This is a genomic window from Cupriavidus pauculus (assembly GCF_022179805.1).
Classification (GTDB): domain Bacteria; phylum Pseudomonadota; class Gammaproteobacteria; order Burkholderiales; family Burkholderiaceae; genus Cupriavidus; species Cupriavidus pauculus_E.
Map to the genome: position 1 here is coordinate 144,593 of NZ_BPUO01000007.1, position 11,451 is coordinate 156,043.

The 11,451-nt window shown below is 65.7% G+C and carries 9 protein-coding genes; 2 read left to right on the plus strand and 7 right to left on the minus strand.

The genetic code is table 11. From position 1 onward, the window contains the following. Positions 1–46 precede the first annotated feature (46 nt). Positions 47–1,447 (plus strand): aminotransferase-like domain-containing protein, encoded by a 1,401-nt coding sequence (locus tag MFF62_RS15985; protein ID WP_238264104.1) that lies wholly within the window; start codon positions 47–49, stop codon positions 1,445–1,447. On the opposite strand, the gene MFF62_RS15990 is transcribed toward MFF62_RS15985, so the two are convergent. From MFF62_RS15990 to aptA, 4 genes are all read right to left on the minus strand, one after another. Next, positions 1,448–2,857, minus strand: a complete 1,410-nt coding sequence (locus tag MFF62_RS15990) for a branched-chain amino acid transporter BcaP (protein ID WP_238264105.1) — start codon at positions 2,855–2,857, stop codon at positions 1,448–1,450. A gap of 101 nt (positions 2,858–2,958) precedes the next feature. Next, positions 2,959–3,804, minus strand: a complete 846-nt coding sequence (locus MFF62_RS15995) for a hypothetical protein (protein ID WP_238264106.1) — start codon at positions 3,802–3,804, stop codon at positions 2,959–2,961. A gap of 340 nt (positions 3,805–4,144) precedes the next feature. Next, a complete protein-coding gene (locus MFF62_RS16000) occupies positions 4,145–5,662 on the minus strand; it encodes a CoA-acylating methylmalonate-semialdehyde dehydrogenase (RefSeq protein ID WP_283205350.1) in 1,518 nt (505 codons plus the stop codon). 31 nt (positions 5,663–5,693) lie between these two features. Then, positions 5,694–7,025, minus strand: coding sequence for an omega-aminotransferase AptA (aptA, locus tag MFF62_RS16005; RefSeq protein ID WP_238264107.1), 1,332 nt, complete (start codon positions 7,023–7,025; stop codon positions 5,694–5,696). Between the two features lie 291 nt (positions 7,026–7,316). Between aptA and MFF62_RS16010 the strand changes: the two genes are divergently transcribed. Next, a complete protein-coding gene (locus MFF62_RS16010; RefSeq protein WP_238264108.1) occupies positions 7,317–8,765 on the plus strand; it encodes an aminotransferase-like domain-containing protein in 1,449 nt (482 codons plus the stop codon). 7 nt (positions 8,766–8,772) lie between these two features. Here the strand turns inward: MFF62_RS16010 and MFF62_RS16015 are convergent, their stop codons facing one another. From MFF62_RS16015 to leuD, 3 genes are all read right to left on the minus strand, one after another. Next, the gene (locus MFF62_RS16015) at positions 8,773–9,360 is read right to left on the minus strand and encodes an acyloxyacyl hydrolase (RefSeq protein ID WP_238264109.1); all 588 of its coding nucleotides are present in this window, start codon (positions 9,358–9,360) and stop codon (positions 8,773–8,775) included. Between the two features lie 548 nt (positions 9,361–9,908). Then, positions 9,909–10,787, minus strand: coding sequence for an alpha/beta fold hydrolase (locus tag MFF62_RS16020; RefSeq protein ID WP_238264110.1), 879 nt, complete (start codon positions 10,785–10,787; stop codon positions 9,909–9,911). A gap of 10 nt (positions 10,788–10,797) precedes the next feature. After that, complete coding sequence (leuD, locus tag MFF62_RS16025) at positions 10,798–11,442, minus strand: 3-isopropylmalate dehydratase small subunit (RefSeq protein ID WP_238264111.1); 645 nt, start codon at positions 11,440–11,442, stop codon at positions 10,798–10,800. Positions 11,443–11,451: the final 9 nt, after the last annotated feature.

Consider the following 11,451-nt stretch of genomic DNA (forward strand, 5'->3'; position numbering starts at 1 on the left):
TGAACTGTTCAGTAGTTTTGACTGACAGTTGCCGCCCCCGTCACCCATGAAACTCCTGCTCGACCCCTCCACCGGCGTGCCGCTGACCGAACAGATCGTGCTCGGCGTGAAGACCTGGATCACGTCCCGCGAAGCCACGCCCGGTGCCCGCCTGCCGTCGATCCGGGCCCTGGCCGCCGAGCACCATATCAGCCGCTTCCCGGTGATCGAGGCGTACGACCGCCTGGTATCGCAGGGCCTGGTCGATTCACGGCAGGGGTCGGGGTTCTATGTCGCGGAGAGCGCGCTCACCGGGCGTCGTGGCCGGGGATGGTCAGACCCGAGCCTGGCCGAAGACCTGTCGCTGCATATCATCGACCAGTTCCACCATCCAAGCGGCACACTGAAGCTGGCCGGCGGCTTCGTGCCCGAGGAATGGCGCGACGTGGAAGGGCTGACACAGGCCATCCGCCATATCACGCGGCACGACATCGACAGCGTGATCCACTACGCCACGCCGCTGGGGCATCCGGCGCTGCGCAAGCACGTGCTGACGCGCGTGCGGCAGGTTGGCATCGAGGCGGAACTGTCGCAGGTGCTGATCACATCGGGCGCCAGCCAGGCGCTGGACCTGGTCGTGCGCCATCTGCTGAAGCCGGGCGACACGGTCTTTGTCGAGGACCCCGGCTACTACAACCTGTTCGGCCTGCTGCGCATGCATGGCGTGCAATTGGTTGGCGTGCCCCACACGCCGAATGGCCCCGACCCCGAGGCCTGCGAGCGGCTGCTGCGCGATCACAAGCCCAAGCTGTTCTTCACCAACAGCGTGCTGCAGAACCCCACCGGGTCCACGCTGGCGCCGCCCGTGGCGTTCCGCCTGCTCGAACTGGCGCGGCGCCACAACTTCCGCTTTGTCGAAGACGACATCTTCTCGGACTTCCAGCTCAATTTCACCGACCGCCTGGCCACGCTGGACCAGCTGGAGCACGTGATCTACATCGGCGGATTCTCGAAGACCGTGTCGGCGGCACTGCGTGTGGGCTACATCGTCGCCGACAAGTTGCTGATCAAGGACCTGATCGATGTGAAGGTGCTGACCAGCGTGGCGGGCTCACACTTTGCCGAGGCCGTGACGGCAACGATGCTGGAGCGCGGCGGCTATCGCAAATATGTGGAACGGCTGCGCGTGCGCACGCGCGAGGTGACGGCCGATGCCGTGAAGATTCTTGGCCAGTACGGCTGGGAAACGTTCTGCGAGCCGGCCGGCGGCAACTTCCTGTGGGCCCGGGCGCCCGGCATTGAAGACTCCCGCGAACTGGTGACGATGGCGGAAGCCCATGGCATCTCGCTGGCGCCGGGACACTTCTTCCGCCCCGGTGGCGAAACTTCGGCGTGGGTGCGCATCAATTCCGCCTACGCGGGCGAAGCGCGCTCCCGCGCGTTCTTCGATCAGGCGGGCAGTCGCTGATCAGCCCTGTGCGTCGCCGCCGTGGTTGTGCAGCACGGCGTTGCGGCGCGAGTATGCGAAGTAAATCACCAGGCCCAGCGCCAGCCAGCACAGGAAGGCGATCCACGTCAGTGCCTGCAGATGGGCCATCAGGAACAGGCAGAACGCCACGGCCAGCAGCGGCACCACCGGCACGCCCGGGCAGCGGAACGTGCGGTGCAGGTTTGGCTGGGTTCGGCGCAGCACCAGGATGGCAATCGAGATCAGCGTGAATGCCGACAGCGTGCCGATATTGATCAGTTCGGCCAGCACGTTCAGCGGCACGAAGCCCGCGATGGTCCCGAACACGATGCCAACCACCCACGTGGCCGTGAACGGCGTGGCATGCACCGGGTGCACGGCCGAGAGCGCCTCGGGCAGCAGCCCGTCGCGCGACATCGCAAAGATGATGCGCGTCTGGCCGTACGTCATCACCAGGATCACGGTGGTCATGCCCAGGATGGCGCCGAGATCGACAAACCCGGCCACCCAGTTCTGCCCCGCGTACTGCAGCGCCAGCGATACCGGATGATCGACGCCTTCGAACTTCGGGAACGGCACGATGCCGGTCATGATGGCCGCCACGGCCATGTACAGGATGGTGCAGACCATCAGTGACCCGATGATGCCGATCGGCAGGTCGCGGCCCGGGTTGCGCACTTCCTCGGCGGCCGACGTCACCGCGTCGAAGCCGATGAAGGCAAAGAACACCAGCGCCGCCGCGTTGAAGATGCCCGTGAAGCCGAACGGCGCGAAAGGCTGCCAGTTGGCCGGCTGCACATGCCACACGCCCACCACGATGAACAGCAGCACCACGCTGATCTTGATGGCCACCATGACGTTGTTGAGCCGCGCCGATTCCCGCACGCCGTAAGACACCACCCAGGTAATCGCCAGCATGATCAGCACCGCCGGCAGGTTGACGAACGTCTCGACGCCCGGCACGGAGCCCGGCGCCGCCGTGATGGCGGCCGGCAGATGCACGCCGAAGCCGGCGATCAATGACTGGAAATATCCCGACCATCCCACCGACACCGCCGAAGTGGCCAGGCCATATTCGAGCAGCAGGTCCCACCCGATCATCCACGCGACGATCTCGCCAAGCGTGGCATAGCTGTAGGTGTAGATGGAGCCGGAAACAGGAATCGCCGACGCAAACTCTGCGTAGCACAACGCTGCAAAACCACATGCCATCGCGGCAATGGCAAACGATACGGTCAGCGCCGGCCCGGCAGTCAGTGCGCCCGTGCCGGTCAGCACGAAAATGCCCGTGCCGATGATGGCACCAATCCCCATCAGCACCAGATCCACGGCCCCCAGCACCTTGCGCAATCCATCATGCTCGCTGACGTTGAGCATGGACTCGATGTTCTTGGTGCGAAAAAGACTCATGGGGCGGCTCCGGTCATTGCACGGGTGCATTGACTATAGGTACAGGCCGCCCCGGCGCAAAGGTTGTCATGGCGCCGCGCGAGGCGGCGCCATCTGACGCTTTAGGCTGGACGCTTGCAGTCCAGCACGGCGGTGCCGCACTGCGCCCCGCTTGCGGCATTCAGCTTCCACGGCACGACCACGATGTGGTTGTCGTTGCTGCCGGCACCCAGGCTGATGCTGTATTCCAGGTCGCGAGGCGTCGTGTTGATCAGGCCGACGTATTTGGTGGCCTCAACGCTGATGGCAAAATCCGTTTCGATCTTCATCGGCGTCTCGTTGCCGTTGGCCTGCTTGAGCTTCAGGTCCGTGCTGACGGCAACGACGCCGTTGGTGATCGTCATCGTCGCGGTACCGGTCAGGGTCTCGCCGCTGCCGGTTGCAATGCGCGGCGACGTCAGATGCGGCGTGCACTTGAGCGTGCCGTCCGAGGCCGCGGCCTGCGGCCGGTTGTAGACCACATAGGCCAGCCCATTCGGGGCCGTCACCTCGATGCCGGTGGTGTCGTTGACGATCTTGCCGGCCCAGCTTCCCATAGCAAATGCGGCGTTACCCGACTTGGCGCCAACCCGCGCGGCATCGGTCGTCCGATACGCGCCGAGCGTGAGATAGGCACCGTCCGCTTCCTGCTTTGCGCTATCGAGTTTGCCCTGCAGCGTGCCGAGGCCCATCGACGCATACCGCGCATCGGTACCGGGTACGAACTGCGCATCCACCTTGCCGGCGACGATCGAGGCCGGCGGGGTCGTGCCGCTCGTGCCGCTCGTGCCGCTCGTGCCGCCTGTGGTCGTGCCGCCCGATGCGCCGCCGCCACCTTTGTCATCGTCGCCACCGCCGCAGGCTGCCAGCGCGAACGCGCACATGGCCACGGCGCGCATGCGCAGCAGCTTTGCTTGATCCATCTTCATCCGATTGTTCCCAAAGCAACGCCCCTTGCGTGCCGTGCGACGGCCCTGATGTGTCCGAGGGACCTGCGATTACGGCCATCGCCACGCAAACGGGAAATGAGATCCCCTTGCCGGCACGGTCTGGGCCGTGACGGGTCGCGCAAGCGTATAGATGGCAGTGCCTTGCGGAATTGAGACGAATCAACCGGCGTTTGGATGTCGCAAACTGGTACAAGCGCAACAATTCCGCACCAGTGTCAGACGAAAAAAAGCGCCCCTTTCGGAGCGCTTTCAAGACGACGATGCCGTCTGACATACAGCCATCGGGCATCAGGGAATCAAGGCTTCAGCAGACCGCAAATTACTTCGCCACCGGCATCGTGAATTCCGCGCCCTTGGCGATGCTGTCGGGCCAGCGTTGCATCACGCTCTTGTAGCGCGTGTAGAAGCGCACGCCTTCTTCACCGTAGGCGTGGTGATCGCCGAACAGCGAGCGCTTCCAGCCGCCGAACGAATGCCAGGCCATCGGCACCGGAATCGGCACGTTGATGCCGACCATGCCCACCTGGATCTGGCGAGCGAACGCGCGGGCGATGCCGCCGTCGCTGGTGTAGCACGACACACCGTTGCCAAATTCGTGGCGATTGATCAGGTCGACAGCCTCTGCAAAGTCATGCACGCGCACCACCGACAGCACCGGGCCGAAGATCTCTTCCTTGTAGATCGTCATGTCCGGCTTGACATTGTCGAACAGCGTGCCGCCGACGAAGAAACCGTTCTCGTGTCCGTCCACCTTGTGGCCTCGGCCATCGGTCACCAGCTTCGCGCCCTCGGCCACGCCCTTGGCGATATAGCCTTCCACCTTGGCCTTGTGCGCGGCGGTCACCAGCGGGCCCATTTCGGCGTCGCCTTCCATGCCGTTGCGGATCTTGAGCGTCGCGGCGCGTTCGGCCAGGCGCGGCACCAGCTTGTCGGCCACGTCGCCCACCGCCACCGCCACCGAGATCGCCATGCAGCGTTCGCCGGCCGAGCCGTAGGCAGCGCCCACCAGTGCGTCCACGGCCTGGTCGAGGTCGGCATCGGGCATCACCACGAGGTGGTTCTTGGCACCGCCCAGCGCCTGCACGCGCTTGCCGTGCTTCGTGCCTTCCGTGTAGATGTATTCGGCGATCGGCGTGGAGCCGACGAACGACAGCGCCTGCACGTCCGGATGCGCCAGCAGCGCATCCACGGCCACCTTGTCGCCCTGCACCACGTTGAACACGCCATCGGGCAGGCCGGCCTGCTTGAGCAGGTCGGCGATCAGCAGACTTGGCGACGGATCGCGCTCCGACGGCTTGAGCACGAACGTGTTGCCGCAGGCCAGCGCCACCGGGAACATCCACATCGGCACCATTACCGGGAAGTTGAACGGCGTGATGCCGGCCACCACGCCCAGCGGCTGGCGCAGGTTCCAGTTGTCGATGCCGCCGCCGATGTTGTCGGTGAAGTCGGTCTTGAGCAGGTTAGGAATGCCGCAGGCAAACTCCACCACCTCGATACCGCGCGTGACTTCGCCCTTGGCATCGGAAAACACCTTGCCGTGTTCACGCGTGATCAGCGCGGCCAGGTCGTCGTGGTGACGGTCCAGCAGTTCCTTGAACTTGAACAGGATGCGCGCGCGGCGCAGCGGCGGCATTTCCGCCCAGGCGGGCCACGCGGCCTTGGCGGCGGCCACCGCGGCCGCCACGTCGTCGGTGGTACCCATGGCCACACGGGCGGCAACTTCGCCCGTGGCCGGGTTGAACACATCGGCAAAGCGGTCGGTGCCCGCGCGCTGCATTGTGCCGCCGATGTAGTGATGGATTTCGGCGATCTGCCGGTTTTCTGCGATGTTCACTGCGGTCTTCCTCTATGTCTCAGGGCAGGTCTTAGTTCACGGCCTGCAGGGCCTGCTTCACGGTATCGAACAACTGGTCGATCTCGGCCTCGGAAATGATCAGTGGCGGCGAGAACGCCAGGATATCGCCGGTGTAGCGCACCAGCACGCCCAGCTCCAGGCATTTCAGGAACGCTTCGTAGGCACGCGCGCCCGGTGCGCCCGGCCGCGATTCCAGTTCCACGCCCGCCACCATGCCGAGGTTGCGGATGTCCTTCACATACGGCGCGCTACGCAGCCCGTGCACGGCGGCCTCGAACTTCGGCGACATCTCGGCGGCGCGCTCGAACAGCTTGTCGCGCTTGTACAGGTCGAGCGTGGCGATACACGCCGCCATCGCCAGCGGATGGCCCGAGTACGTATAGCCGTGCGGCAGTTCGATACCGCCCTGCGGCGCGGCGTTGATCACCGCGTCGTGCACCTCGCGGCGCACCGCCACGGCACCCATCGGCACGGCGGCGTTGTTGATGGCCTTGGCCATCGTGATCAGGTCCGGCGTGACTTTCAGGCGCTCGGCGGCCGTGGCGGCGCCGAGGCGGCCAAAGGCGGTGATCACTTCATCGAAAATCAGCAGGATGCCGTGCTTGCTGGTGATCTCGCGCAGCTTTTCCAGATAGCCCACCGGCGGGATCAGCACGCCGGCGGAGCCAGCCATCGGCTCGACGATCACGGCGGCGATATTCGAGGCATCGTGCAGCGCCACCAGCCGTTCCAGGTCGTCGGCCAGATGGGCGCCCCATTGCGGCTGCCCTTTCGAGAACGCGGCCTCGGCGATGTTCAGCGTGGCCGGCAGGTGGTCGGTGCCCGGCATCACGTTGGCCGACCACATCTTGCGGTTCGGCCCGATGCCGCCCACGCCCAGCCCGCCAAAGCCCACGCCGTGGTAGCCGCGCTCGCGGCCGATGATGCGGGTGCGCTGGCCCTCGCCGCGCGCCCGATGGTAGGCCAGCGCGATCTTGAGTGCCGTGTCCACCGACTCCGAGCCCGAATTCGTGAAAAAGATGCGGTCCAGCCCCTTCGGCATCAGCGCGGCCACCTTGGTGGCGGCTTCGAATTCCAGCGGGTGGCCCATCTGGAACGGCGGCGCATAGTCCAGCGTGGCGGCCTGCTGCGCAATCGCGTCGACGATCTCGCGGCGCGAGTGGCCGGCGGCCACGCACCACAGGCCGGCGCAGCCGTCCAGGATCTTGCGGCCGTCGTGGGTCGTGTAGTGCATGCCACTGGCCGATGCCAGCAGGCGCGGAGCGGCCTTGTACTGGCGATTGGCGGTGAAGGGCATCCACAGGGCTTCGAGGTCGGGAATCACGGTCTTGGCGGCGTCCATACGTTCTCCTGGTGGCGAAAAGCGGCGCGCGATGTGCGGTCTGGCACGGCTGCGCCCAGCCGTGCCAGACGGATTCCGGCAACTCTACCGGCGGGGTCGAGCGTAAAGAATATACGGTCCCGAGATCGGTGCCTTACCGTACAGTTTAGTCACTGGCAACCGTGCAGGTCGGAGTCATTACCAGAAGCGTGGCCAGGCGCCAAGCCCCCGTCCACGCTGCGGTGCATCAATCCGACTGCCCGGGCGCCAAGCCAGTACACTGTACAGGTCTCGTATCTGGCATCCTGCTTCATGCTGAACCTGAACCTCGTCCGCAGCCGCCGTGGCGGAGAAACCCTGACCGAGCAGATCGTGGCCGGTATCGCCACGCTGGTGGACCAGCGCGCCCTGCGCGCGGGCGCCCTGCTGCCGTCGGTGCGCCGCTTTGCGCAGCAGCACGACGTCAGCACGTTTACCGTCGCCGAGGCGTATGGACGGCTCACCGCGCTGGGCTACCTGATGGCGCGGCCCGGATCGGGTTACACCGTGGCCCACCGGCACACGCCCGCCGGCCAGGCGCGCGCGTCGCAATGGGAGGCGCCCGTCCTCAACGCCGCATGGCTGCTTTCCGATGTCTTTGCCGATCACTCGGTGCCGATCAAGGCCGGCGCCGGCTGGCTGCCCGGTGACTGGCTCAACGAAGAAGGGCTGCACCAGGCCATGCGCAGCGCGGCGCGCGTTCCGGCCGCACAGGTATCGGGCTATGGCCATCCCTTTGGATTCGGCGCGCTACGCGAACACATCGCCGCGCACCTGAGCCAGTACGGCATGCCCGTGCAGGCGCAGCAGGTGGTGCTGACGCAGGGTGCCACGCAGGCGCTGGACCTGGTGGTGCGCACGCTGCTGCGTCCTGGCGACACGGTGCTGGTGGAATCGCCGTGCTACTGCAACCTGCTGCAGATCCTGCGCCTGGCGGGGCTGCGCGCCATTGGCGTACCCCGCACGGAAGCGGGCCTGGACACCGACGCGCTGGAGGATGCCATTCGCCAGCACGCGCCGCGCGCGCTGTTCGTCAACACCGTGCTGCAGAACCCCACCGGCGCCAGCCTGACCAGCATGAACGCATTCCGGGTGCTGCAGTTGGCCGAACAGCACCGGATGCTCGTGGTGGAGGACGATATCTACCGCGAACTCGCGCCGGCCGGATCGCCGATGCTGGCGGCCATGGACGGCCTGTCGCAGGTGGTCTACGTGAACGGCTTCTCGAAGACGATCACGCCGTCGCTGCGCGTGGGCTACCTTGCCGCCAGCCCGGACCTGGCCAAGGCGTTCGCGCAGACCAAGATGGCGGTGGGGCTGACGTCGTCAGAAGTCACGGAGCGGCTTGTGTACTCGGTGCTGACCAGCGGGCACTACGGGCGGCACGTGGCCGGGTTGGCCGAACGTCTACGCGCGCAGCAGGATCGCGTGGCGGAAAAGATGGAAGCCCATGGGCTGGAGATCATGCTGCGCCCGGAAGGCGGCATGTTTGCCTGGGCGCGGCTGGCGAAGGATGGCGGCGACGCGCCGCTGACTGGCAATCAACTGGCCACGCTGGCGCTGGAGCATGGCATCTGGCTGGCGCCGGGGTCGTATTTCGAACCCGACGAAACCGATTCGCCATGGATCCGCTTCAACGTGGCCACCGGCGACGCGCCCCAGTTGTGGGCGTTCTTCGACGCCGTGCGCAGCGGCCGGGCCCGAAGCGCCCGCGCCGCCTGATGCCCGCTTAGAAGCGATAGCGTACGTAGCCGGTGTAGAAGTTGCTGCCCGGGTTCGGTTCCTTGATGCCGGCATTGGAGATGTGCTGGAACCGGAAGCCCACTTCGGTGTTGGCGTTCTTGCCGAAGCCCACGCCCACGCCGAGCATGTCCGAGAACTGGAACGCGCTGCCCATGCGGTGCTGGTCGGACGTGCCGGCGTGGGACAGCACGCGCAGCCCCACGGAAGCCTCGGCGAACGGCACGAAATAGCCGCCGCGCTTTTCCACGCGCAGGATCGGCGAGATGCCGAATTCGAACAGGTTCTGCTGGTTGGTGCCGCCACGGGCATCCCAGCCCGCCACGTTGAATTCTGCCTGCAGGCGGAACAGCCAGCCTTGCGGATTGCCGAACTGGATCGGCGTGTTGAAGTTCACGCCAACTTCGTACTTGTTCACGTCGTGGCTGGTATCGCGGCCATAGGCCACGTGCACGGCCGGATGGCTCCAGCCCACCAACTCTTCGGCACTGGCGGCCGAACTGGCGCCGGCCACCAGCGCGGCGGCAGCAAGGGTACGCACGACAAACAGGGTTCGGGAGGACTTGGCGAGGTGCATGCGGCTTTCTTGTTGTTGTGTCTTCATGAAAGAAGGCATCGGGAGATGGCTCGGCAACTAGACGGCGATCGACTGCCGGCCCGCCGAAGCACCTTCGCGCTACGGACAGGTCAGGCCCAGAGCCGCTCCACGACCCAGCCCGTGGCAACACAGATCCCGAGCCAGATAGCGAGGCAGCTTGCAATAAATCGGTACGTCATTGTGGAAATTAACTACGGAGGGGGATTTCTGATGGAATTTTTGCGTCGCATTATACATACATTCATGGATGAATGTAATCGAACGTGACGGACTGGCGCCTTTGGCGGCAATCTCATTTATCAGAATTCCTCCAGATGGCGATGATGCCAGCACACGGACAACCCTGCAGACAGAGGGTTAAACGGACGCTTCAAAGAAACTGAAGACGCCGGGGCGGGAGATGTGATGCGTGCCGGCCGGGCCGGAGGCGCCCCGCCAGGCACACCGGCGCCAAGGCACCGGATGCGTACGCCGCCACGGTACGGTGCCGGCGGCAGAATTTACTGCTGGATCAGATACTTGGCGCCTCAGCCGCGCAGGAACGGCAGCACCACTTCCAGCAACTGCTCGGGAATTTCCTCGGCGATGTAGTGGCCGCTGGGCAGCGCGTGGCCATTTACGCGGCGCGCAACCTTACGCCATTCCTCCAGCGGCTGGAAACACTTTCCGACCACACCGTTGGCTCCCCACAACGCCAGCATCTCGCATTCGACCATCCGGCCGGCCTCGATATCGGCCCGATCGTGGTCGAGGTCGATGCCCGCGCTGGCGCGGTAGTCCTCGCACAACCCGTGCGCGGCGCCGGGCAGCTTGAGGCAGCGCAGGTACTCGGCCAGCGCCTCGTCCGTGAACGGCGACAGCCCGGCGCTGCGGCTGCCCATGGTCTGCCGCAGGTAAAGCTCCGGATCGGCCTCGATCAGCGTTTCGGGGAACGGCGCCGGACGGATCAGGAAGAACCAGTGGTAGTAGGCACGCGCAAACGCTTCGTTGGTCTGGGCGTACATGGCCAGCGTGGGCGCGATATCCAGCGTGACCAGCTTTTCCACGGCTTGCGGGTGATCCAGGGTCAGCCGGTGCGCCACGCGCCCGCCACGGTCGTGCGCCAGCACGCGAAACCGCTCGAAGCCGAGCTGGCGCATGACGGCCATCTGGTCTGCCGCCATGACCCGCTTGCTGTAGTTGGCGTGGTCCGGCAGGCCGGCGGGCTTGCCGCTGTCGCCGTAGCCGCGCAGGTCGGTGGCCACCACCGTGAAGTGGCGCGCCAGCTCGCCGGCCACCTTGTGCCAGATCACGTGCGTTTGCGGATGGCCGTGCAAGAGCAGCAGCGGCGGTCCGTCTCCGCCCACCACGGCGTGGATCGGTACGCCGTCATGATCGATACGGTGCGTCTTGAAACCTTCGAACATCGTTGTCTCCTTAACCTGCCAGCCGTGCCATGGTAGTCGCGGCCACGTCGCGCAGCCAGGGGTTGGCCGCATGATGGCGGCCGGCGAATGCCGCGATGGCGTCGGCGTGGGTCAGCGACATGCCGATGATGTCCAGGCCGCGCCGGAACATGTCCAGGTGCCGCGCAGACATCGAGAACGGCGCGCTGAAGCTGCCGGCGGCGACCGTCATGGTGTCGAGGTCGATCCGGATCGACGCCGGCGCCACGGGGTCGCTGACCGCGCGCATCAGCACATCCACGTCGGCCTGCGGCAGCATCGCCAGCAGCAGGCGGTTGTTCATCGCGTTCGAATAAAAGATCTCGCCAAAGCTGGGCGCGATGACCGCGCGGATGCCGTATTGCTGCAGACCCCACACCGCGTGTTCACGGCTGGACCCGCAGCCGAAGTTCGGCCCGGCCACCAGCACCCGGGTATCGCGCCACGCGGGCTGGTTCAGCACGAAATCGGTCCGCACCGCGCCGTGTTCGTCGAACCGCATGTCATAGAGCAGGCCCCGGTCCAGCCCGGCCTTGTCGATGCCGCGCAGAAACTGCTTGGGCATGATCTGGTCGGTGTCGAGGTTGGGCAGAGGCAGCGGCGCACCGACGCCTTCGATCAAGGTGAATTCGGACATGTCGGTCTC

What these genes read in the sequence shown, in the direction of transcription:
- MFF62_RS15985 (WP_238264104.1), top strand. Translation starts at nt 47, where the DNA reads ATGAAACTCCTGCTCGACCCCTCCACCGGCGTGCCGCTGACCGAACAG.
- MFF62_RS15990 (WP_238264105.1), bottom strand. Translation starts at nt 2,857, where the DNA reads ATGAGTCTTTTTCGCACCAAGAACATCGAGTCCATGCTCAACGTCAGC.
- MFF62_RS15995 (WP_238264106.1), bottom strand. Translation starts at nt 3,804, where the DNA reads ATGAAGATGGATCAAGCAAAGCTGCTGCGCATGCGCGCCGTGGCCATG.
- aptA (WP_238264107.1), bottom strand. Translation starts at nt 7,025, where the DNA reads ATGGACGCCGCCAAGACCGTGATTCCCGACCTCGAAGCCCTGTGGATG.
- MFF62_RS16010 (WP_238264108.1), top strand. Translation starts at nt 7,317, where the DNA reads ATGCTGAACCTGAACCTCGTCCGCAGCCGCCGTGGCGGAGAAACCCTG.
- MFF62_RS16015 (WP_238264109.1), bottom strand. Translation starts at nt 9,360, where the DNA reads ATGCACCTCGCCAAGTCCTCCCGAACCCTGTTTGTCGTGCGTACCCTT.
- MFF62_RS16020 (WP_238264110.1), bottom strand. Translation starts at nt 10,787, where the DNA reads ATGTTCGAAGGTTTCAAGACGCACCGTATCGATCATGACGGCGTACCG.
- leuD (WP_238264111.1), bottom strand. Translation starts at nt 11,442, where the DNA reads ATGTCCGAATTCACCTTGATCGAAGGCGTCGGTGCGCCGCTGCCTCTG.